16 protein-coding genes are annotated in these 23607 nt (G+C 68.1%); 3 read left to right on the plus strand and 13 right to left on the minus strand.

The genetic code is table 11. The features are described from left to right. Positions 1-30: 30 nt before the first annotated feature. The 11 genes from ACSRUE_RS06485 to ACSRUE_RS06535 all read right to left on the minus strand — a co-directional run bounded on the left by ACSRUE_RS06485 (position 31) and on the right by ACSRUE_RS06535 (position 14695). The gene (locus ACSRUE_RS06485) at positions 31-1653 is read right to left on the minus strand and encodes a tyrosine-type recombinase/integrase (protein ID WP_441290258.1); all 1623 of its coding nucleotides are present in this window, start codon (positions 1651-1653) and stop codon (positions 31-33) included. Between the two features lie 201 nt (positions 1654-1854). Beyond that, complete coding sequence (locus ACSRUE_RS06490; RefSeq protein WP_441290259.1) at positions 1855-2382, minus strand: hypothetical protein; 528 nt, start codon at positions 2380-2382, stop codon at positions 1855-1857. 845 nt (positions 2383-3227) lie between these two features. Then, positions 3228-3707 (minus strand): hypothetical protein, encoded by a 480-nt coding sequence (locus ACSRUE_RS06495; protein ID WP_441290260.1) that lies wholly within the window; start codon positions 3705-3707, stop codon positions 3228-3230. 290 nt (positions 3708-3997) lie between these two features. After that, positions 3998-4306 (minus strand): hypothetical protein, encoded by a 309-nt coding sequence (locus ACSRUE_RS06500; RefSeq protein WP_441290261.1) that lies wholly within the window; start codon positions 4304-4306, stop codon positions 3998-4000. Between the two features lie 23 nt (positions 4307-4329). Next, positions 4330-5400: a hypothetical protein gene (locus ACSRUE_RS06505; RefSeq protein ID WP_441290262.1), complete on the minus strand. Its 1071-nt coding sequence runs from the start codon at positions 5398-5400 to the stop codon at positions 4330-4332. A 30-nt stretch (positions 5401-5430) separates the two neighbouring features. Beyond that, a complete protein-coding gene (locus ACSRUE_RS06510; RefSeq protein WP_441290263.1) occupies positions 5431-6489 on the minus strand; it encodes a hypothetical protein in 1059 nt (352 codons plus the stop codon). Continuing rightward, positions 6486-8684, minus strand: a complete 2199-nt coding sequence (locus ACSRUE_RS06515) for a hypothetical protein (RefSeq protein WP_441290264.1) — start codon at positions 8682-8684, stop codon at positions 6486-6488. Before ACSRUE_RS06515 ends, ACSRUE_RS06510 begins: the two co-directional genes overlap by 4 nt. Continuing rightward, entirely contained in the window at positions 8681-10120 is a 1440-nt protein-coding gene (locus ACSRUE_RS06520) for a hypothetical protein (RefSeq protein ID WP_441290265.1), read from the minus strand. Before ACSRUE_RS06520 ends, ACSRUE_RS06515 begins: the two co-directional genes overlap by 4 nt. 427 nt (positions 10121-10547) lie before the next feature. After that, positions 10548-12089 carry a hypothetical protein gene (locus ACSRUE_RS06525; protein ID WP_441290266.1) on the minus strand — a complete coding sequence of 514 codons (1542 nt, stop codon included), beginning with the start codon at positions 12087-12089 and terminating at the stop codon, positions 10548-10550. A 39-nt stretch (positions 12090-12128) separates the two neighbouring features. After that, positions 12129-13754, minus strand: a complete 1626-nt coding sequence (locus ACSRUE_RS06530; RefSeq protein ID WP_441293064.1) for a hypothetical protein — start codon at positions 13752-13754, stop codon at positions 12129-12131. 20 nt (positions 13755-13774) lie between these two features. Then, positions 13775-14695, minus strand: a complete 921-nt coding sequence (locus ACSRUE_RS06535) for a hypothetical protein (protein WP_441290267.1) — start codon at positions 14693-14695, stop codon at positions 13775-13777. Between the two features lie 427 nt (positions 14696-15122). Between ACSRUE_RS06535 and ACSRUE_RS06540 the strand changes: the two genes are divergently transcribed. The 3 genes from ACSRUE_RS06540 to ACSRUE_RS06550 all read left to right on the plus strand — a co-directional run bounded on the left by ACSRUE_RS06540 (position 15123) and on the right by ACSRUE_RS06550 (position 18026). Beyond that, positions 15123-16253 carry an RNA polymerase sigma factor gene (locus ACSRUE_RS06540; protein ID WP_441290268.1) on the plus strand — a complete coding sequence of 377 codons (1131 nt, stop codon included), beginning with the start codon at positions 15123-15125 and terminating at the stop codon, positions 16251-16253. Positions 16254-16373: 120 nt separating this feature from the next. Further along, the gene (locus tag ACSRUE_RS06545; RefSeq protein WP_441290269.1) at positions 16374-17270 is read left to right on the plus strand and encodes a helix-turn-helix transcriptional regulator; all 897 of its coding nucleotides are present in this window, start codon (positions 16374-16376) and stop codon (positions 17268-17270) included. A 192-nt stretch (positions 17271-17462) separates the two neighbouring features. After that, a complete protein-coding gene (locus ACSRUE_RS06550; protein WP_441290270.1) occupies positions 17463-18026 on the plus strand; it encodes a sigma-70 family RNA polymerase sigma factor in 564 nt (187 codons plus the stop codon). A 676-nt stretch (positions 18027-18702) separates the two neighbouring features. On the opposite strand, the gene ACSRUE_RS06555 is transcribed toward ACSRUE_RS06550, so the two are convergent. Further along, entirely contained in the window at positions 18703-20796 is a 2094-nt protein-coding gene (locus ACSRUE_RS06555; RefSeq protein WP_441290271.1) for a 3'-5' exonuclease, read from the minus strand. 3 nt (positions 20797-20799) lie between these two features. Then, a complete protein-coding gene (locus ACSRUE_RS06560; RefSeq protein ID WP_441290272.1) occupies positions 20800-23598 on the minus strand; it encodes a site-specific DNA-methyltransferase in 2799 nt (932 codons plus the stop codon). Positions 23599-23607: the final 9 nt, after the last annotated feature.

A 23607-nucleotide genomic window follows, 5' to 3' on the forward strand; every position in this document is an offset into this window, starting at 1 on the left:
CGGGACGACGGCACGGCGTAGCTCCGTGTGTCAGAAATTCCGCCAGGATTTCTGAGACGTCGGGGCGGAGGCGGACGAAATGTCAATAATTTCAATATGTTCTGTCTGATTCGCGGCCGGGTCGCTCTCGGACGTGGCCCAACGCGGGCCCAACGGGCCGCATGCAGCCACCAGGGCGCCCGCTGCGGGCTGGCCGGCGTGGTCAACGACCGCGGTCGGCCCTCGGTGGTGCAGCGCGCGGGCGAGGGACGCGACGTCGCTCGGCGACGACGCGCCCGCCTCCGGTCCCCCAGACATGGGATCACTTCCACCTAAACGGCCGCCCCTGCCGTTCAGCTCGGGGATCGCCTCGTCCAGAGGCGCGAAATCCCCCAAGCCGAGCTCAGCAACCTTGCGCGCCGCACGCTTGTAGTGGTGAATCTGACGGCTCGACTTATGCCCGGTCCGATCGGAGATCCACGTCTCAGTTCGGCCGTTCGCGAGCTTGATCGTGATGAAGGTCGCGCGGGTGTCGTGCAAGCGTATATTCAGCCTTGACTGCGTGGTCTCGAACAACTCGGGCCGATCGATGCCAGCACGGCGCAGGTGATTTCGAAAGTTGTGCGCCCCACTGCGCCCCGGCAGGGGCCCGCTCGGCCCAATGAAGACACGCTCCTTCGGGGGACATATAGCCAAATAGGTCCGAAGCGCGCGCACGACGTCGGGTGAAAGTGCCCAGGCGCGTGGGTCATCTGTCTTGTTCTCGTCGAGCACCACGGCGCCACGCTCGAGATCGAGGTCGGACGGCTCCAGCCTTCCGGCCTCGTCTGCCCGCATTCCCTCGCGAATCAGGAAGCCATAATAGATCCGATAGGACAGCGGAATATCCACCGCGGCCATGAGGCGCCTATCCTCGTCGGGATAGAGGGAGCCTTTGGCCTTGTTGTCCTCCGCCTTGGGGATCCATCCACGCGGCAGCGGATTGCTGGCGATGATGCGCGCCGGATAGGTCGCGAGCGCGAGTATCCGATGAATGACCTTTGCGACTCCTTGGCGCGAGGAGTCCTCAAGATGTCCTGGCAGCATGGATATCGCGCGATCCGCATGATCGAGCGTCAAACGAGGGAGAGGAACGGGGCCGAGTACCCCTAGAACATGATTGAGCTTATGCCGGTATTGCTCCGGATGGCGAAGCGCTTTCACATGCAGTGGGTACTGCTCGGCGAGCCTTCCAGAAACAACCAGCTCGGCGAACTCAGCGAAGGTTGTTTCCCCGGACGCGCGAGCACGCGCTTCGCCCCTACAGAGCTGCTCGATGGCAAGCCGGACGTCGCGGAGCGCGCTGCCCTCGCGCGCAGCAGCCCGCTCCAGCAGCGGCAAGCCGAGAACGATCTGGCCGGCTGCGAGCAGGCGCCCGGCGAGGTCGGCCAGCACCTCCAAGCGCGCGTTGGCTTCCTGCTCGGTCCGGCACGTCGGCAAGCTGAACGTGGATCGACCGGCCTCGCCGAGGCTGAGGCGCGCGGTCCACGTCTTCCCGCGCAGCCGGACGGACCCGGAGCCGTTGGCGCGCTTGTCTCCTGCTGGACTGCCCGGGGCGCGGGCGGTCAGCTTCGGGCGATCCGTCGTGCTCGCCGAGCCCGGCGAGTCTGCGACGGGCGTCGCTGCTTCCGCCACCGGAGAGCGACGTCCGGCAGAGCGGCTCGAACGCAGACGTCGATCAGTCGACGCCGGTGCAGCGAGGGACGAGGCAGGGGACGACGCCGCGCGCTTGGCGCGCGCCCGTCCCTGGGGTACGTCGGTCATGGGTCGGTCTCCGGTGAACGCGGGGGTCGATCAAGGGCCCGTCCGGCGTTGGTAGCGCCGAGCGGGCCCGCTCTACTTCGGCGGCAGCCTAGCACGGCTTATTGCTGCGGGAGGAGCGCTCGCCCGGTCGGTGGGTGGGCATGGGACAGATTCGAGACCGGCAGAGGCCAGCACGGCGGCAACCCGCGTGCGCTCATCCTCCTCTGTCGTGCGACGCGAGGCCGGCTCACTGGCCAGCGCCCGCAGGTAGGCCACGAACGCCTCACGCTGGACCAAGCGCAACTTGCCGAGTTTCGTGATCAGCAGGGGAAAGCCCGGCGCGCGGATCGTGTCGAGGAAGACGCGCGCGGGGATGCCGGTCACCGACTCGACGTTCTTCTGCGAGAGCAGCTCCGGCGGCGGCGCCGTAATCGTCAGCCCATCCAGGGGGATCGCGAGCGTTGCGGTTGCCGTCGCCGTCCCTGTCTGGCCGATCGCCTTCGGGCTGGACCATCCGCCGGGGGAAAGCTCCGGGCTCTCTCTGTAGCTGGCGCGCACGCCGCTGCCGGCCTGACGAAGAGCAAGCGGTGCCGATACACGGGCGAGAGCCGCTCGTGTCATGCTGTACCTCCATCTGTGTTGGGTTCGTGCGCAACCGTGACCGACACCGCCGGAAGGTGCCCGAAAAGGTATCTCGGAGCCGACGGTATCTCACCGCGAGATACTCGCTGTACGCGCCTGAGAAAACACCGCGTCGTGTCGCGGGGTTAGGTGTTCTGGAAGGCGCCGAAGAGGGGTCGAAAGATGGGGGGAGCGAAGGGCGTTATTTGGTATCTCGGAGCGACCCGCCGGCACCGCCCGGGGAGGTCGCGCCGCGGCGTGCGCTGAGACCGGCTGCGATAGTGGGCGCGGCCGTGCCGTGGCGGTAGGGGCCATCGGCGGCATCGCGTCGTCGCCATCGCCGATCGGCACACGCTGCCCACGGAACTGCGTCAATTTCGTGCGGTGTCCGTCGTGGGGCGCTCCTCGTCGGCGACGAGCTCGGGCGGCCTCCAAGCGCCCGGCGCGCTCGGCGAGCACCTCCAGCCGCGGGTTGGTTTCGTCCTCGGTCCAGTACGCCGGCAGGCTGGCGGTCCAGGTGTTCCCGCGCAGCCGGACGGAGCCCACGCCGTTGGTGCGCATCAGTGTCGTTGGTTTGCTGGCAGCGCGAGCGTCTGGCTTCCGGCATTCCGCCAAGCTCGCCGGCTCGGCGAGGCCGCGTCGGGTGCAGCTGTCTCCCTGCACGACGACGGGCCCCCGCCGCAGCGGATCGAGCGCGCCCGCCGGTTCGGCGGACGACGGCGCGGGGAGGGACGCGGCAGGGAGCGAAGGCGAGCGCTTGGCACGCGCCCGCCTTCGCTGGGCCACATGAATCATGGGTCGTCTCCGGTTGCCTGGGGGTCCGATGACGGGCTCGCGCGGCATTTTCAACGCCGGACGAGCCCACCACGCGTCCGCCGCAGCCTGCCACCGCCTGCGCCGTGGGGAGGCGCGACCGCTCGGCCGGTGCGTGCGCACGGGATGGGCTCCAGGCCAGCAGCCGCCAGCACGGCGGCAACGCGCGTTTGCTCATCCCCGTCTGCGTCACGGCGCGACGCTGGGTCACCAGCCAGCGCCTGGAGGTAGGCGACGAACGCCTCGCGCGGGACCAGGCGCAGCTTGCCGAGCTTCGTGACCCGCAGGGGGAAACCCGGCGCGCGGATCGTGTCGAGGAAGACGCGTGCCGGGATCCCGGTGACCGACTCGACGTTCTTCTGCGAGAGCATCTCCGGCTGCGGCGCTGTGACCATGAGCCCGTCCAGCGGGATCGCGAGCGTCGCGGTGGCGGTGGCCGTGGGCGTGCTCCCCCTGGGGCCGTGCGATCCTCCGACGGGCGCCTTCAGGATCGTCCTCTCGATCGCGCGCATGCCGTTGTCAGCCTGACGATGAACAAGTTGTGCCGATACACGCGCGAGAGCCGCGGATGCCATTCCGTACCTCCGTCCGTTTAGGGTTCGGGAGCAACCGTGACCGACGCCGCCGGAAGGTGCCCGAAACGGTAGTTCTGCGCTCCCGGTAGTTCGACGCGAACTACCGGTGTACGCGCCCGGAAAGAACATCAAGCGATGTCGCGGGGTTAGGTGTTTTTGGAAGCGCCGCTGAGGGGCCGAAAAACGGGGAAAACGAAGGGCGCGATTTGGTAGTTCTGCGCGCCCCCTCAGCGACGCGCGCGGAGGTGACACCGAGGGGGGCCCCAAGGTAGGCACACCGCGCAGAACGCGACCCACGCGCACCGGGCGAGAGGGTTCGGCCGGTCCGCCGTCGCCTCCGAAGCCCAACCCCGGTAGACGTAGCCAACCCGCACCGTCACCGGCTGCGCGCCTTCGAGGGGGCGCCCGGAGGCGTCCTTGCCGTCCCACGAGAACGTCGTCTCGCTGTTCGGCTCGCAGGGGCAAGCGAATCGCTCCTCGAAGCGCCGGCCGACGAGCTCGACGACCAGGTCGATGCGCTCGAGCGAGGCGGGCACGTCGCGGCGGCTGGGCGGGATCGTTAGGGCATCAGGCCGAGCGCGAAGAGGGCGTCGGACCAGAGCGGCCAGAGCGTGCGGTACGGGTGGGTCGCCAGCACCACGCCGCCGCTCGGCAGGCGCCGGACGTAGAACCGGGCGTGGTCGACAAGGAACTCGAAGTGGGCGAGGGTGATCTCGACCTGCGAGAGGGCCGGGCTGTTGCCTGTCTCCGAGCCTTGTCCGTCGCTCTCCCTGCACTGGAGCGTCCGCTCGTGGATCTCGCGCGCACGCGGCTCTGCGGCGCGCCACGCGCCGTCGGGCGCCTCCGCCGCTGCTTCGAGCGCCTCGAGCAGGGCGGAGGGCGGCGTTTCCAGCGCCTTCAGGACGGCCTCACGGGAGAGCGAGCTCGAGCATCCGCTCACATGTCTCAACGCGACGCACGCGCCACGCGGCGCGGCTTCCACACGCGCGCGGAGCGCTTCCAGCGGCAGGCCCGCGGTGCGCGACACCCTGTCCTTGTCGTGGAGACAGATCCAGGAGAGGGCGAGATCGCGCGCGATGTCGCGGGCGTCCGCGTTGTACGTCGCGCACAGGGCGACCGGCGCGAGCCAGGTCCGTGCCGTCGTGCAGCCGCCGGTCGGGACGCGCCCGCTCGCGTCCGGCGCGCAGAGGCGGAGCAGGACGTCCTCGATGTCTTGCAGCGCCATGTGCCACGCGAGCACGGCCTCGGCCTGCACGGAGCGCGGGCCCCTCCCCAGGGCGAGGTCCATGTGCATGGGGGAAAAGTCCTCGATCTGGCGGGCGTGCATGTGGATGGGGCCCATCGGCTTGAGGCGCTCGCTCCTGTCGGTATAGCCGCGAAGGATGCAATGGACGAAGTGTTCCTGGCTCAACGACGCGACGAAGTAGGCTTCGGTGTCGGTGCGCCCGAAGTGCGCGCTGAGCATGGCAACCACCTCGTCCACGGAGGTCGTGTTGCATTCCGTGTCGCGGTCCATGATCGCGCGGATACTGTACTGTGGCTCCTTGATGAGGGCCGACAGCGCCGCGCCGAACGCATCGACCCTCTGTGCCTCGTCACACCAGGCGAAGAAAAACGGACCTTCTCTCATCGATCGATCATCCTCGTGAGGTAGCCTGCGTCAGGACATGAGGCCGAGCACGAAGAGCGCGTCGGACCAGAGCGGCCAGAGCGTGCGGTAGGGGTGCGTGGCCAGCACCACGCCGCCGCTCGGGAGACGGCGGACGTGGAAGGGGGCATGCTCTTCCAGGAAGCGGGAGTGCTCGCGCGTCGTGATGTCTACCCAGAACGCGGGTGGGACCTCCCCCGCGGCTTCATCGTCGAGCTGGCGGCGTAGCTCCAGGAGCTCGCGCGCCTTCGGCTCGGCCGCGCGCCACGCATCGTCGGGCACCGCCGCGGCCTCGAGCGCTTCGAGCAGCGTGGCCGGCGGCGCCGCGAGCGCCTTGAGCACGGTCTCGCGCGAGAGCGAGCCCGTGAGCTCGCTCGCACTTTTCATGGGCACGCGCGCGCCGCGCGGCGCGGCGTCCACCCGCGCGCGGAGCGCTTCCAGCGGCGTGCCCGAGATGCGGGAGACGCTCTCCTTGTCGTGGAGGCTCACCCACGAGAGGGCGAGGTCGCGTGCGAGCTCCGCGGCGTTCGCGTTGTAGGTCGCGCACATCTCGACCGGGGCGATCCAGTCCTCCTCGCCCGTGCAGGCGCCGGTCGGCACGCGCCCGCTCGCGTCCGGCGCGCAGAGGCGCAGCAGGAGGTCCTCGATGTCGCCCTGGACCAGATGGCAGGCGACCGCGGCCTCGGCCTCCACGGAGCGGGGGCCCCTGCTCACGGCGATCTCGTAGGGGTAGAAATCCCGCTTGCGTTCGCCCGCATCCAATCTGAGGGGGCCGTAAGGATGGCGACGCTCGCTTTCCTCCGGGTAGCACGCGAGGCTGAAAATCATGTCGCGCTCGGAATGGTTCAGCCTCATGCCGGACAGGATGTGAGCGCTCTTCAGACCGCCGAAGTGGGCGCGCACCATGGCGAGCACCTCGTCGATGGAGCGCGTTGCGCACGATATGTCCGCGCTCATCCCCAGGCTGGTGCGGGCTCCCGGGACGACCAGCGCGGACAGCGCCGTCGCTAGTGCATCGAGCCGTTCTAGTTCGTCACACCAAGCGAGAAATTGAGGCCCTGAGTAGCTCATAGCCGGATCACCATGATGGGGTTGTCGAAGCCCGCGAGGGTAACGATTTTACCAGCGTCCCAATCGAACAGGTAGCCGTCCTTGACGGTGAACTTCGTCGGGTTGAACTCCGCACCCTGCTCCATAATGAGCTCGATCCGGGCCACGTCTCCATCCAGCCCCTTGTCCTTCAGCGCCTTCATCGCGTTCAAGAGCTGTTTGCGCACCTTGAAAACGTCGATCTTTCCGCCCTTCGCCTCGCTCACGATCAGCTTGTGCCCCGTGGATATCGACACGAAGTCGGGCGCCAGCGCCTCGTCGCCACCGGGGCTTGATGTCCTCGGAATCCCGACCACGTCGCGCACGGCGTCATCGCCGACTCCGACGAGCGATCGGCCGTCGTCCACCAGGAACTTCGCCGCCTTCTTCTCGAAAATGTCCACCTTGAGCTTGGTGATCGCCCCGCGGAGGTTCTTGTACCCCCGGACGCGGTTGGTTTTCACGATCTTGGCGAACGCCTCCTCGATGTCCGCGATGTTCCCGGCCACCCGGATCGCGGACGGCCGCAGCCCGCTGCTGATCTTGACCGCGCGCCACATCGGCCCGACCGCGCCGAGCCCGAACCCCATCCCTGAGAAGATCCGCTCCTCGTCGCTCAGCTCCTCGCCCGACGGCAGGCACCACGCCTTCCCCGTCACCGCCTCGCACAGGTCGAGCGCCGGCCCCACCACCGGCACGAAGCCGACCCCGATGCGCGTCGTGGCGTGGACGAGCGTCTGCATCACCTCCGCGTACGCCTCGAAGCCCTCGGCGACCGTCGACATCGCCCCCGCGAACGCGCTGATCGTCTGGTAAAGCTCCGTCTGCTCCAGGTCGAGCCCGTCCCCCGTCCACAGGTTGAGGTTGTCCTTCATCTGGTCAGCGAGCGAGTCGAACCGTGGCTTGAGCACCGTGTCTACCTGCGCCCGCAGGTCGGCCGGCACCGGCGAATCCTCGAACCAATCCGACGCATCCATGAACTGCCGCACGAACCCGGTGATCCGGTTCTGCGCGTTCAGGAACGCGTTGGTCTCCGCCAGCGACACCCCCATCCGGTCGCGCAACGCGATCTCCAGCGCCGCGCTGTTGGCTCGCCACGCCCTCACGTTCGCCACGAAGTCTGCCCGAAAGACCACCACCCGGCCGCTCACGTCCGCCTCCAGCGCCGCGAGCACCGCGTCCGCGTACGCTTCGTAGGGGTCCCTCCCCTCGTCGAACGCCCCCTCCACCTCCGCGATGTCCGGCACCTCGACCCACGGCACCTCGCTCTCCCCGAGCGCGTACGCCTGCGGATCGTCCGGATCCCACCCTTCGGCGCGCGCGTCTTCCGTCGCCAGGTCCGCCACCTCGTCCGCCTGCGCGCCGAACTCGTCCATCAGCCGCGCGAGCTCGTCCTCGAGATCGCTGACGCTCCGCTTCAGGTCGTCGACGAGCTGCTCCATCGCTGCGCGCGTCTCCGGCGCGACCGCGTCCTTGTACCGGTCCAGGATCGCCTCGAGGTCGGTCCGCGAGATCTCATCCAGCGGCCGGCTGACCAGGTCCTTGAGCTCGGTGTCGAGCTGCTGGAGCAGGTCCATCTTCTCCGCCAGCAGGCCCACCGCCCGTGCGTTCGCCACGAGCGCCTCGCGCTCCTTGGCGATCTCGGCCAGCAGGATCTCGATGTCGCGCGCCAGCGCCGGGTTGATCTCCGCGAGGCTCAGGTCGAGCGTCGTGTCGCCGGAGAACGCCGTTCCGCTGCGCCGCACATTGAAGAGAGGCTTGTTCAGTCCGAGCGGCTCGGAGACGAGATGCACCACCTCGTGCGACTCGGTGCACCAGTCCTCGCCGGCGGAGTTCTTGACATGGAAGTCGAAGTCGTTCGCTCCCATCTGGAGCAGCACCGAGTCGAACTCCGTCTCCGCCCTGTTCGTCTGCGTTCCGTCGGGGAGATCCAGCAGCGCGCCGGGGACCTCGTACGTGGTCAGCGGCGTGTCGTTTACGCTGAAGAAGTTGTGTCCGACGAGGAACGCCCCTTCGCACGAGGAGCTGAGCTCCGTGCGCTCCCAGTCAAGCCTGTACGGCGTACCGGCCCACGCGAACGACGGCGCCAGCACCGCCAGCACCGTGACCAGCGCGACGAGCCTCTGGAACACCGCGGCGCTCCAGCCGCGCAGCGCAACGTCCTTGCAGCCTCTCATGTCCCCTCCGCGCCGCGCACGGCGGCGTCATACGCGATCGCGGCGCCCTTCACGTCCCCCGCGTCGAGCCTCGCCTGAGCCGCGTCGAGCTCCGCCGCGGCCATGCCCTTCTCCCGCAGCGCCGCGAGACCCGCCGCGATCTTCTGCGGCACCCCCGTCCTGAACTCGGCCTCCGCGGCGTCGAACCTTCCTCGAAGCTCCGCGCACCCGGCCTCGCGCCAGGACGACCCCGCCGCCTCGCAGAGCGGTCGCAGCTGCGCCAGCGCCAGGAGCTCCCCGCACCGCTCGGCCAAGAGCGGCAGCCCGAGCTTCTCGCTCACCGGCGGCGCCGCCGACAGCGCCGCGACCTGCGCGCGCGCACGCTGCTCGAAGGCATCCGACGCCTTGCGCGTCCGCGCCCCTGCGACGGCCTCGCGCGCCCCCTCGTCCATCTGCAGCACGCGGAGCGCCTGCCGGCGCAGCGCGATGCCGCCGAGCAGCGCCGCCGCGGTCGCGTCGCTGCGGGCGACGCGACCCTTCACATAACCCAGCATCGCATTCAGCGAGCGCAGCGCGCCCGACGTCATGTCGGGCAGCACCGCGCCGTGCGTCGCGAGCAGCTCCCTGTGCGGCGCCATTGCCTCGTCGAACGAGGCCGCAAAGACCTGGAGCGTCGCCGACCACCCCAGGATCTCCGCGGTGAGCTCGCCGGGCGAGCGGCTCGCCTCGCGCGCCGTCGCGAGCACCGCCTGCTCCACGCCGTCGAGGCCGTCGATGTCCGACCGCGACGCCTGCGCCGAGAGCGCCGCGTACGCCGCCGTCTCCGCCGCCTCGGTCGCGCGGTACGCGGCGAAGCGCGCCGCGACGCCCGCGTATTTCGATCGCAGCGGGGCGGCCTCGTCCCGGGCCTGGTCGAAGATCACCTGCACGGCCGCCATGGCCTGCCTGTCGGCCGCGAGCGCGGCGGCGAGCGGCTCCCTCTCGGCGCTGGCCTTGTCGAGCATCGCCGCCGTGAAGTTGCCGGCCGCGTCGACCGGCGCCTCGGCGAGCAGCACCCTCTGGCGGTCCCTCGCCTCGTCGAGCAGCCGCGCGAGCTTGCCCGCGAGCGTCGCCCGCAGGGACTCGGCGTTCCTCGCGTCGTCGCGCACGTACGCAATAGCCTCGTCGATGTGGCCGAACCAGACGCCGAGCGAGGTTTCGCTCGCGACGATCTCCTCCGGCGTCTTGTTGTTCGGCCAGGTGGCCCACACCTCGATGGGCAGAGCGCCATCCTTCTCGGCCTGGGCCCACGCGGCGCCGGGACCCTGATTCTCGCCCACGCAGTGCTCCTCGCCGCCCACCGAGGCTGCGCAGAAGCTCCCGAACGTGTCGTCCCCGAATTTCCACAAACACCCGGCCCCTGCCGCGCCGAGCGCCAGGGCGGCCACAGCGACCGCAAGGATCGTCCTCCGTCGCATCGGTCTGGATCTTTCGCCCATGCTCATTGCCTCCACCCCGCGATTTTTCTCGCTCGCGCACGCTCGCCCGCACGTCCTCCAGAAGCAAGCGTCCCCACCAAAGCGCTAGGACATTGCTCGGCCGTGGATCGCGCCCCGAGCGCCTGGTTGTCCGTCCTCGATGCGCGGACAGTCGCGGAACCGGAGAGGTGTGCTTGGGGGTGCGTGGCGCCACGGTCTGCGGACCGGCCGCGGGGTCGAGGCGGACGCCGCTGAGCTCGTGACCTTCGCCGGCGAGCTCCGCGAGCGAGGTCTCCGCGTCGTGCTCCCGGGGCGCCGCGCGGCTGTCCACGTCGCCACCAGCAGGCCCGCGGGCGCCCTCGTGGAGCTCCGAGTGTGTCACCGTCGGCGCCCTGTCACTACAGGGTTCGCCTGAAGTGTCGTGATCCTATTCAGGGAAACGACGCGTCTCGACCCGGGTGCCGTCCTCCCCCCGGATCTCTTCGCCAGACCAATCCCAGCTCACGCCGCCCTTCCCCGGCGGTCCCAGCTCGTAGGTCACGCCCTCCAGCGTAAGCTGGTCCTCGTCGAGGTAGGCGATGCCGATCGAGTCGCCGCCGCGCCCGGGGCCGCCGTAGCCGCCCTCACCCCCTCGGCCGCCATTGCCACCCTGACAGGACCACGTGCCGTCCCCCACGGCGCCGCCCGATGCTCCTCGACCGCCTTTGCCCCCTTGCTCGGGTGGCCCGCCGTCGCCGCCCGGCCCCGCGGCCAGCGTCTCGATCACGGTGTCGCGCACCGTCAGGTTGGCGTGGAGCGCGACGATCCCGATCGTCGGATGGCCGTTCTCACCCCCTCGACCGCCTCGTCCGCCGCAGCCACCGGCGCCGCCGGAGCCGCCGCCGGCGCCTCCTTTCGAGGCTACGCCGCACGCGGCGAGGCCGCCTCGACGGCCACCACCCCCGCCGCCGCCTTGCCCCGGCATGCCCCTATCGCCGTCGCCTGCCCAGTCGGCCTCCCATCCTGTCTCGGTGATACGCCCGATGCCCCGACCCGCGGCGCCGACGGCACCCCACATGCCGCTTTTTCCGGTGAAGCCGCTGCTGCAACCACCGTCTGCCCGGTTGCCAAGTCCTCCTTGCCCATCGTGGCCGGGGTCCGGCTTGTCTACGGGCTCGCCGTCCTCCCCATCTCCAGCGCCTTCGGCGAGCCCGTCGCCTCCCTTGCCACCGGCGCTCGGGATTCCGCCGTCGCACGGATTCATCACCGCTGGGCCGCCGGGGACGGTGTCTGCCGAGCACGCATCGCCGCCGTACAGACCATCCGGTCCGGCCGCTGCCTGATTTAGCCCGCCCCATTTCTCGCCATCGTGGCCTGCGTATCCGTAGTATGTGCGGATCTCGCTCCGGATGAGCTCCACGGCAGTGTTGGAGTGAACAAGCATCGTGATCGGGCCCCACGCTCTCAAAGCCATGTCGACGATCGTCGATACCCCGTCCGCGGCACCCCTATCGCCATCGCTCGCCGGTACAACGGTCAGGACGATATCTGGCTTATCCGAAATCTGAATCAGGGAGCGCGTGTCAGCCTGGCGCCTCCAGCTCACGCAGCCGAACCCGCCGATGAGATCCACGCCGGAAGGGAGCGTCACAGGCCCGAAGAACCCGTCGGCGCACGCGAAGACGCGCCCCCGGCCCGTACGCGCGAGCTCCACGCCGCGCTGTAGCGTGCGCACCGGCTTGTCTTTCGTGCCGGGGTTCGCATCGTCGCCGCTGCCCCAGACGCCGCCCACGAACACGCCGCATCCATCCTCCCACACATCGGCGGCGAGACGCTCGAGGCAGACCGACTCCGGCGGCGGCTCGCCTTGACACGGCGAGGTCCCGTCGCACGCCGCTCCGCCAGGCTCATTGGGGCCCGGCGCGGTGCCGCAGCCGGCTACCGCGAGCAGCAGCGCGGGGGACAGATGGATCGCTCTTGTGGTTCGCATTGTTCTGCCTCGATGTCGTGTCGTAGCGAAGGGGGACAATCAGTTGGGCCGCACGGGATTGGGCACGTCGAATTGACGGTAAGGCATGGAGTCGCCCGCCTGCCCCTGCCCCACAGCGTCATCAGGTGCTGCATTGCCTGCGAGACCGCCATCGCCAGGTCTTCCAAGCTGTATAGTGGCGTCCGGCCCGATGCCCACGTAGGCGCTGTGAGCAGCGACGCCGTAGGAGGATCCTCCGAGGCCGCCGCCGGCGTCGCCCCCGCGACCGCCGTCGCCACCAAAGCCGCCGGAGCACGCGCGCCACATCTGACTGCCGGGAGCGCCCAGTCCACCGTCGCCACCTGGTGAACCCCCGCCGCCTGGTTGGCCCGTACCGCCGACCCCGCCCTTGCCGCCGTTGCCCGTCATCACGCGAGTCGCCTCGAGCGTCACCGCGCTCCCCTGCAGCGCAACAACGCCGATGCTCGACCCGCCATAACCACCGCCTTTGCCGCCAAGGCCACCGCAGCCGCCGCCGCCGCCTGAACCGCCAGCCGCACCGCCCTGCGGGCGGCCAGCTGGACACGCCACCATCGGGCCGCGCGACCTGCTGCCGCCCCCGCCGCCACCTCCTTGACCGACCCCGCCCTTCTTCCCATCATCACCGCGGATTCCCATCCAGCCGTCTTCGGTGAGGTAGCCTGCGCCAACAGCACCGTCCGCGCGACCGGCGTCAAGGCCGACCATCCCGTTTGCGCCATCACTGCAACGCGCGCTCCCCGCGCCAGTGCCTCCAAGGCCGTTGCCTTCTGGATTCTCCGCGGGCATCGGCTGCCCCGGGGCGCCATCGCCCCCCGACTCGAGCCCACCGTCGCCCCCATAGCCTCCAGTGGACTCGATGCCATCGTCGCACACGGTCACGACTTCCAGCGCGCCCGTCGGGGAGCCCGCGGTGCAGGCGTCCACGCCGTGGTTCCCTACCACGCCGACGTTCGCGCGGAAGCTCGGCGCGTCTTTCCCCGGCTCCCCGTCCTTGCCGTCGCCCGCGACGATCACGCTTTGCCGCACGATCGCCCTGGCCCCCGTGCTCAAGATCACCGCGATCGACGACTTGCCATCGTCCGCGGACGCATCCGCCGCCTCGACACGCACGCCGAAGACCGTTGACGTCGCGTGCTCTTTGTCATCCGCGATCACCCTCAGCGGGATCCCCACCGGCGGAGCGATGATCGTCGGGTGATTCGGCCCGCCGAACGACCCGTCATACGACCAATCACCGCCGTCACACAGGCGCCCGCCCCAGAGGTCGACCCCCGAGGGAAGCGTGATCTTCTCCTCGAACGACCCGCCGCACGCGTACACGCGCCGGGTCGGCTCCTCGTCGTGGCTTCGCCCATGCGCGGCGAGCCCAATCGCGTGTTGCAGGGTCTTCACCGGAGCGTCCTTCGTTCCGGAGCTGTTGTCGTCGCCCTGCTCGCTGACGAACACCCCGCACTCGTCGAGCGCCATTGCCGTCGCTGGGTTGCCGTCACAGAGAGTCGGCTCAGGCGCAGGGGCGCACTCCATCACTTCCCAGCAATCGTCACGGTACGAAGTGCAAGCTAGCAGCGTGCTGCTCGCTCCCCACGCACAGACCACGACAGCAACGGCGGCGGCCACCGCTCTTCGGTCTGCCTGTGGCCGCATCCCCTCGGTACTCGGCATGGTCACCACACCCCCTCGATGCTCACGCCCGTCTCGTGCCCGGTCACGACGAGCGATATCTGGACCCGATCCTGAGCTGACGTGCGGCCCAGGAAGGAGAAGTCCGTGAAGAAGGACGCGGCGGTGGCCGCGCCGATCACACCGCCCGTGATGACCAGGGCCATGCCCACCCGGTCGGACAGGTTGCGCGCGTCGCGCAGGCGCCGCAGCTCGCCGCACGGCGAGCGCTCCGGCGCTTGCCAGCACATGGACGAGCTCGATCTCGGGTCGCTCTCGAGCTGGTCACGCCGCGCGCTCATGTCCTGATCGAGCTTGCTGGCGCTGATCATGAGGATGGCGCCTGCCGATACGGTGCCCGTCGCGAGCGAGATTCCCACGACGCGCAGCGTCCCCGGCCAGGAAGCCCACGGGCTGGGGGCCTGCGCGCGCGGAGGGGGCAAAGCGCGCACGGGAGTCGGCGTCGCGGTCGCGGTCCCCTTGGCGCCGCTCGCCTCCTTGGTGCCGCTCGCCGCCGCACACAGCAACGGCATCGTGAACTCGTGCTCCGCGCCTGCCACGGCGCGCAAGTAATGAAGAGCGTCCTTACAGCCCGGTGCACGGCCCCGCACCATGTGTTGGCCCGGCTCGAAGAACAGCGTGTAGGTCCGCGCGGTCCGGCCGATGCGCTTGCCGTCGACGAGCACCTCGGCGTCGGGCGGATCGACGCCGAGCACGAGCCGCGCGACGTGCGGCGCTGCGTTGCGCTGCCCTGCCTCGAATCGCTGCTGGAGCGCTTCTGGCAACGCTTCGCGCTGTTCTAGGCTCCTGGCCAGGTGCTCGGCCGCGTCGCGGTACTTGTGCAGCGCGAGCTCGCAAAGGCCGAGCTCGCCGGCGAGCTCCGCTCGCTCCACCTCGGTGCTGGTCGCCGCGTCCGCGGCCTCCAAAGCTGCCTTGTATTCAGCGGTTGCCTCGGCCCACTGCCCGGCCTTGCGCGCTTTCTGGCCACGGCGAACATGCTCCTTCACCGTCGATCGGTCGCTCGGTCCCGCCTTCGGATGAATATCGTCCGCGCTGGCCGAGTTCGGGAAGCCTGTTGCGGCCCCGAGCGCAAGAAAAATCGAGAGCGAATGCGCAATGCAACGCATGCCGCGACGGTACCGACGCTGGCTGCTAGGCGTCAACCGGCAGAAACCGCCACGTCTCGGCGGCTTCGGTGGGAATTGGCGGTCGGATGAGGGAATGCGTTCAACCATCCGTCAGACATGGCCAAGCGTAGCCTAAGCGACTACATGGCGGCACATTGTCCGACCAAAGTTGCTCCTCGACTCATTTCTCTGAACCTTTTGGGCCGCCTCGCGTGTGCTGCTTACCGTGGCCAAGCCAGCGACCGTCTCCCCCGGCTTCGAGCTCTTCCGGCGCCTGGCCAGGCGCCACGGTGTACCGGCGCGAAACGCCGAGGATATCGCCCAGGAAGCGCTGCTGCGGGGGCTCGACGCCGACCAACGGATCGAGCCGGGCGGCGACCCGGGGCCGTACCGCGTCACGATCGCCGTCAACCAGGCGCGCAATCACGTCCGGGACGCGCGCTGCCGCGGCGAGGTGCTCACGTCGTTCGATGAGCGCGAGATCCGAGATGAGCTCCCCACGCCGGAAGAGCTGCTCCGCAGACGGCAGCGGGAAAAGCTCACCCGGCAGCTGATCGACCAACTCGAGCCCAAGTACCGGGATCTCGTGATCAAGCACGACCTCGAGGAGATCCCGCTCGCCGAGATCGCCGCCGAGCAGGGGCTCCCGCTGGACACGGTGAAGACGCGACACCGGCGGGCCCACAAGGAGCTCGAGGTGCAGGGGGGACGGTGGCAGGCGCAGGAGCGCTCTGAGGGAAGGGACGGGAGCATCTGCGTGCCGCTTGCACTGGGCTTCGGCCGTCGTGCGTCGTGGGTGGCATCGCTGCGCCGGCTGGGCCTGACGATCGTCGTTCAGGCCGCCCTCGTCCTGCTGACCGGCGCGCTCGTCTCCACCGTGCCGCCCTTGCCCGACCTGGTAACGTGGATCAGGGCGGCGGCGGTCCGCGCCCCTGCCACCGCGCCCGCGGAGCAGGACGCCGTGGCGCCCCCCGCGCGAGATGGCGCCCAGAGCGCCGCGGGGCCCGCCAGCGGGGATGGGGCGCCCGACGCAGCGGCGCCCGCCGCGGCGACCGCGCACGAGATCTCGTCGCGCACGGAACACGGAAGCACGCACGGCGAGGCGATGGCGACCGGCACGCCTGCTCCCTCGAAGGCGACGACGAGAAGTCACCGGGCCGCGCCTCCGGCGAGCGCCGTTCGACCGACCGCCGGCGAGGTCGAGAGGAGCCTGGTCAACCAGGCGCGGAGGGCCATCGAGGCCAACGACGTCATGGCCGACGTCGAGGCTCGGCGGCTGCTCGATTCCCACGCGCGGCAGTTCCCGCGAGGGCGGCTCGCCGCAGAGCGCGAAGAGCTGCTCAGGCAGCTTCGCTGAATCGTCGGCTACCCATCAACAGCTAGGCAGGCGGGGATAGCGGTGCTGCTTTCGCGCAGCGCAACGCCGAGATCCGCCTTGCGTCGGACAACAACGCTCAGGTCCAGGAGGCGAAAGTTCATGGAAGACATGCTGGGGGCGATGTGGCTCGTGTCGCCGCTCGGGCTCGCGATGATCGCGTGCGTCGCGATCGGCTTCGCGGTCACCGCGCGCGAAGCGCTGGGACGCGAGCGCGGGCTTCGCGAGGCGCGCGAGCACGCGCACGATGACGAGGAGGCAGCCCTCACCGATGCGAAGGAGCAGGCTGCGGGCGAGCGAGATCGATACCGGCGCCTCCTGGACTGTCACGTCGACGCGGCGCTCGCCGAGCTGAGGGAGACCCGCACGCGCCCCGTCCCCTGGCCAGGAAGGGTCCTCGAGTCGTTCTGCGCGACGACGCCTTCGTGGAGGAGAAAGCTGGCCGAGAGCACGGGGTTGGAACCGAGGGAGGTGGAGCGGTTGCTGAGGAGCGACCTGCCGATGACGCCCGGCCTTGCCCGGCAGCTGGAGTCCTTCACCGGCACGCCTGCGCGGTACTGGGAGCGCCTGTGGCGGCTGCACGACGACCACCGAACGGACGCAGAGGAGACCGTGGTGATGCAGATCGGTGCGCCCAGCACCAAGCGTGAGACCTCGGCGCTTCCCGCGGAGTCGGTGGCGCCGAGCTCGACGCCACCGACTCCGCCGACGATACCTCCCCGCGCGCTCGACGTTCCTCCGCCCGTGGTGCCGTCTCCCGAGCTTGCGGCCAGGAGCCCGCGGGCGAAGCTCCCGCCGCCTCCGCTGCCGCGGCTTCGGTCGCCGCTCCCTGTCCGCACCGCCGCGGGGGCGGAGCTCGCCCAGCGTGCCGCCACGCTGACGAGCTTCCCGCTACAGCGTGACGAAGCGGGGACGAGCTCCGCCAACGCGTCCGACTGGGAGGACGCAGAGCGCTCTCCGCTGAACACGACACTTCCGGGCGTAGGGAGCCATGGATGAGTGCCGCCGCGCTTCGCAGCTACACGCCATCAGGAGCCTGCTGGCGAGGATGCCGCCGCTACGGGAACTGAGCAGCTACGGCTGACGTCTTCCTTTGGTAGCGGACGGGGAAGCCCGCGAACCGGTGCCGCATGAGGCGGACGCGCGGCATCACCCGCTTGCGGGCGATTGCCCGCGGAGGAGGGTAACGCCATGGATCGTCTGTCGAATGAAGACGAGCGCGCCGCTGCGCACGCGCGCTTGTTTTGCCCGGCGCAGGTTCGTGCCGTGCTGCGCTGGCTGGGGAGGCTGGGAGTCCCATGGTGCCATCGTACCGACGTCGCAGGCCAAGTCTGGCTCAATGCCTGGGAGAGCTGGCCCAGGTTCGATCCGAAGCGCGGCAGGCCGGAACGCTGGTTGAACGCGATCACCGTACACGTTGCTTCACACTATCACCAGCGTATGCAGCACCGCAGGGAGGAGCTCGTCGATTTGATCGATGTGACCGATCCAGCCCCGGATGCCGCTGCTACGATGGAATCCGACAGCATCAGGACGGGTACCATCGACGCGCTAAACGAGCTCGATCCGAAGCTGCGCGTTGTTCTCGTGGCACACGATCTGAACGGAGTCTCGATGGCCCAGATCGCCGAAGACGAAGGGCTACCTCTCTCTGTGATTTACAAGCGACGCGCCAAAGCGCTCGGCGCGCTGCGCGACATCATCGGACTTCGGGAAAACATGGAGGACTTCGCCCGGAGAGTGGGGCCGCAATGACCATCAAAGTCCTGGTTGTTCACTTCCGGCGCGACTTGGACGACCACGAGGCCGAACGAACACTCGACGCTCTCATGATGATCAAAGGGGTTAGCAGGGTGTCACCAATCGCAGCCGTTTACGAGGACGACCTAACCGGCAGCGGGTCAAGCGAGAGCTGCGCTACAAGCTGCTCGCGCTTCTGGACGACGAATAGAGGTAGCCGCTTGTAGAGCGTCAGTAAAAATGGTTCCCCGCACTATTGCTGAAGGAGAGGAGCAGGCTCGTCCAGTGCGAGCAAGGAACGTGTGAAGGTAGTAGCCCCCGACGAGCAGCAAGGCGTCGCGCTCTAGGTCAGCTCGCCGAGAGCGCGCCGAACGGATCCTCGTCGCGCGCGCCGGCCTCGGGCTACTCGAGGCGCCTACGCCCGAGTACCACCACCACGTAAACCGGGAGAAAGCATGCTGCTTCCGTCGACGACGGCAACGAGGGCTGCGCGGAACCGTTAGCCCGCAGCTTCCAGCGCCACCAGTACGTCGCTCGTTCGACGGCATTGCCGCGGTCGTGCGCGAGTGCTGCGGCAAGACCCGCATTTCGAGGCGCTGTTCCTCTTCTTCGACTGAGCAGCCGACGGCGTGAAGGCCCGGGTCTGTTGTTCGGGATGAGCGAACCGCCCTTGTCCTACCTCTCCGAAGCGCTACGCGGGTGCGCCGCCAGTTGCCCGTTCGCGCAGGTCGTCCAGGAATTCAGACCCCGGCTCCACCCCAGTGACCATCAGCCTGTCCCGCGCCCGGGTGCACGCCACGTACAGGAGTTGCCGCTCCGTATCGTAGATCTCCTGCAAGTCCCCGGCGTCGCCCACCGCCGCGATCCGCACGTGGGACGGGATGACATCATCGTCGCACGCCATTACCACGACGGCTCGAAATTCGAGCCCCTTCGCGAGGTGCATCGTCCCGACTGACACCTTACCGCTCGCGGTCTTCACGCCATCGTCGAGAACCCTCGCCGCCAGCCCTGCCTTGGCGATCGCCGCCTGGGCCCGTTCAATCTCCTTCTCCGAGCGGACGAACACCCCAATCTCGTGCGCGGGCCCCTCGGCGCAACGCTCCGCGATCCATTTTGCGACGACGTCGACCTCCTCCGTCTCTCGCGCGAAGGTCTCGATTTCGGGTGGTGGCCCGTTGAACACGGACACGGCGCTGCGCTTCTCGTCGTTCCCGTCGGCGTCGCTGACGGATGCACCGAGCAACCGATCGGCCTGCACGCGGATCTGGTGCGACGTTCGGTAGTTCACGCGGAGCGTTCGCGATCTACCGCGCACGTCGACGCCCAGGGTCTTCCACGAGAACGGCTGTTGGAAAATGCGTTGGCCGAGATCACCGGCGAAGAAGAGCGCGTTCGGCCGGCCGCTAGCGAGGGCGGCGAAGAAACGGACGTGGGCGACTCCGAGGTCCTGTGCCTCGTCGACGACCGCGTGATCGAAGAGGATCTTCTGCGTCTTCGCGACCGCGACCGAGAGCGCGTCGAACAAGCCCGCTTCGGTCACTAGGCCCCGCTCGAGAAGCTGCGCGCGCGTGCGCTCGAACACGCGCCACGCAGCCGCACGCTGCCCCTCGGGGACCCGCGTCTTGCGGCCGAGGCGCTGGACATCGCGGTACGCCTCCCACGTCGCAAGCTGCCACGCGTCGACGACGTGCTCCCATTCGGAGACAAGGAAGGGAATCGGTAGCTTCTCCTCGCCCACGAACCCGGCCGAAGAGATGACGAGCCTGCGAGCGCAGTCGCGATCTGCGATCGCGACCGGACCGATGTGCGCGCGGTGAAGACGCAGGCCGAGCGCGGGCAGCGAGATCACGTCGATGCGCTCGCCGAGGACCGGCTCGCTCCCGAGCAGACGGCGAAGCCGCTCGTGGAGCGCGTTCGCGAGCGCATCGGAGTACGTCGTCAAGAGCACCCGCGCGTCCGGGTTCGCGCGCGCGAGGTGTACCGCGCGGTGCAGGGCCACGATGGTCTTCCCCGTCCCCGCCGATCCCGACACCCGCGCAGGCCCGCCGTGATCTCGCTCCACTGTCTGACGCTGATCGGGGTGAAGAAAAATCGTCCACTTCTCCCACGGGAAGTCGAGCGCGCGCTGCAGCTCCTCGACGTTCGACATCACGCGGAAGCGGCGGAGCGCGTCGGGGTGCTCGAATGGATTCACGGCAGAGGCCGGCGAGGGCGCGGCGCGGGGCTTTCCACCCGTTGCGAGCTCGAGGAGCGCCTCCGCCGCCTCCGCAGGGAGATGGTCCGCCACGCCGAACAGCGTCGCCCCGGTCGCCGCCTTCACATCCGCGAGCCACTCCGCCGGTACGCCGTAGGACAGCAGATCCTCGTCGGCGACCGACGCGAAGAGGGGCCGCTTGCCCGTCTTGGGAGTGGCGATGGCCTCGTACGACGGAACGGGGATCTCGTCCGTTACCGCGTCGCGGATCTCGACGAGTTGTGCCGCGCCGGTGGTCGGATGGGTCTCGAGCTTCCTGCGCTCGGCCCACGCGTGCGCCTTGTCGCGGAGGTCCACGTAGCAGAGGAGCAAGGCTCCCGGCGTACGGTGCACGATCAGCCGGATGTCGGCATTCACGGAGACCGACCAGAAGTTCTTGTCCTTCGCCCGCTCAAGCTTGTAGAAATCTACCCCCGGATTCGACAGATCGAGGCGCATATCGAACGCGATCGCCTTTACCGCCTTCTGCTCGTCGGGGGTGAGGCGCGCGAGGCTATTCGTGAATGTGTCGGCGATTCGCAAATCCATGAATTACACCTTGAAGACCTTCATTACCTCGTCACCGAGGTGATTGATCACCTTCACCGCGATTCGCCCCTTCGCTGGCCGCTCGAATGGCCGCGACGTGTCGCTGTGGAGCGAGGCCCATGCCTCTTCGTCGATCTCGGCCTTGAGCGTCTTCTTGAGCGCATCGTACGGGTCGTCCGCGCCGAGGAAGTACGCATGCCGCACGAAGAAGCTCTCCTCGTTGTAGTCGGTGTCGAGGAGCCAGCAGGCGATGCCGTCGGCATTGCTGCTTACGACATCGCCAGTCTGCGGCTTGAACACGTCGACGCCGTTCACCTTTACGCGGAGCCTTCCGTCCTTTTCAGTCAGGAGCGTGATATCCGGCTCGCCGAAGACGACGAACAGGTTACCCTTGCCCGTCGTCTTGAGCTCCCCGGCCATGTGAAGGTCCGCGTTCATCCGTGCCTTAAGCACCGGCAGCCGGCCGAGCTTGGTGAACTCGGTGGTCCGCGCCTCATAGTTGAAGGCGCACGCGACGAGCACGTCGAAGCCGGCCTCGGCCGCCTCGCGCGCGGCGGCAACGAGGTCCGCCCGCTGCACCGTCCCGAACTCCGGTCCGATGAAGATGGCCGCTCGCCGCTCGCCGTCGCCTTCGAGGTACTTGCCCTCGGCGCAGACGAGGTCGCCGGGCCAGCGCACGAGCGACGTGAAGGTGATGCGATCCTCCTTGTGCGCCTGCTGCACCCCGGCCACGCGAAGATTCTCGAGGATCATGTCCGGAAATGATCGCTTCGCGCCGAACGGCGGCCCGCTCGGCTCCCTCTCCTTCATAGGGTCGATCAACTCGTCGTCCTCGGCCATGCCGAGCATGCGGTGCGGGCTTAGGCTCTCGACGGTGAACGGGCCGGGGACACGGAGCTTTTTCTTGTCTTCGTACGGCTTATCGTACAGGTACTCGAATTCGGCCTTCGCAGCGATCGACGCATCGATCTCCTTCTGCCGGGCGATGCGCGCCTGCCACCAATCGGCGTGGAGTTTTTTGACGACATCGCTCCACGAGGGCTCGGCGTCGCATGGGATCTCCCACTCCTGCCACTTCTTCTTGAGGGCGGCGTTCAGCTTCGTACGGAGCGCCTCCAGGATGGCCTGGTGCTTTTCCCAGACAACGTCGATCTCGGCGTTGTGGGCGATCGACTTCAGCGTGATGTGCGGGACGCGCTCGTAGACGAAGCCGTGCCGGATGTCGCCGTGGGCTGGCTGGCTGCTCGGCGCGGTGCGCGTGATCTCCGCCTGCTTGAGCTGGCCCTCGCGCGAGTCGGCGAGGAGGTAAAAGGGGTATTTCGCGCCCATGATGCGGGCACGCGCGAGGGCGAGGGCGACTCGGGAGGTGTCGATGGTAATCCAACGGCGGCCCCACTGCTCGGCGAGGTAGGCGGTGGTGCCGGAGCCGCAGGTCGGATCGAGGACCAGGTCACCGGGATCTGTAGTCATCAATAGACACCGTTGAACGACGAGGCGGGACGTCTGGACAACATACGTCTTGTCCGACGGTGCGGACGTGTCGTTCCAAACAGTGTTGAGTGGCGACACGGGGTAGTCGGCATACTTCAAAATGTATCGAAGAGTTTCACCGCTCGTGTACGGCTGAAGCCGTCCTGCTCTTGCCAGAAGGTTCATTCCCTCGATGGGGGTGCGCCAGCACCTTCCCGGTGGCGGCTCGTAAGTCTTGCCTTCGAAAGTAAAAGGATAGATCCCGGTTGCGAAGACGCCCGTGGGATACATACCGATGAGTTGGTAGACGTCGGAGCCGGGGGACAACAGCTTATGGTTGCAAACCTCCTCGGTCGACATGCGTCGTCGGATACCACTGGGCAGTTCTACGTAGTTCCAGTGCGTATCACCCTCCACGCTCCCCTCCTGAAAGAGCGTTCGATACTTCACCCGCTCCTTGTCGCGCGCATACCACAGTATGTAGTCGCAATTCCCTTCGAGTAGCCGGCCGCCCAAGGGCATCGTCTTCTTTCGGAAGGAAATCAGCTCGACATGGTTGCGAGGCCCGAAAACTTCATCAAGCACCAATGCAACCAGCCGAAGATTTTCGGTGCTCATCTGTACGAAGATGCTGCCAGTCTCCGCAAGAAGATCTCGTGCGACAGTAAGACGATCCCGCAGATACGACAGGTAGGTGTGAAGCCCATCGCGCCAAGTGTCCCGGAATGCTTTCACCTGCTCGGGCTCACGACTGATCTTCTCAGGGGCGTCAGCGGTCGTGCCCGCCTTGTCTCTCGTTGACCATTGAAAGTTCGAGTTAAATCCGATCCCGTACGGCGGGTCGAAATAGATGAACTGCACCTTTCCGCGTAGGCCCTCGCGCTCGGCGAGGCTCGCCATCACTTGGAGCGAGTCACCGAGGATCATTCGGTTCGACCAGTTTTGATCATGCTGGTAAAAGTCGGTCTTCTCGACGTTCTTCGGGAGACCGTTGAAGTCTGCGAAGAGATCCGCCTGGGCGCCGATCGCGAGTGACCTTTCCGCTCTCGTCTCGCGGAGCAGATCGTCGATCAGGACCTTCGGGTGTACCTTCTCCTGGATATATAAAGGTGGGGCGTGGACGACAAGGTCGCTCCAGTCCTGCTGGTCCTTGCCGCGCCAGACCAGCTGCGGATCGAGGTCCGTATTCCGTGCGTAGCGGAGTTCGAGCGGCTTCTGTTCGTCGGAGCGAACGACTGCTTGAAACTCGGCGGTGGGGATGTTCTTCCGCTTGTCCTTATGCTTGATCGATTCAATGATCGTTCGGCCGCTGATAGAGGACTTCTTCGCCATGGTGTCTAA

Origin of the sequence: Sorangium sp. KYC3313, assembly GCF_052075895.1 — a bacterium.
GTDB lineage: Bacteria > Myxococcota_A > Polyangia > Polyangiales > Polyangiaceae > Sorangium > Sorangium cellulosum_B.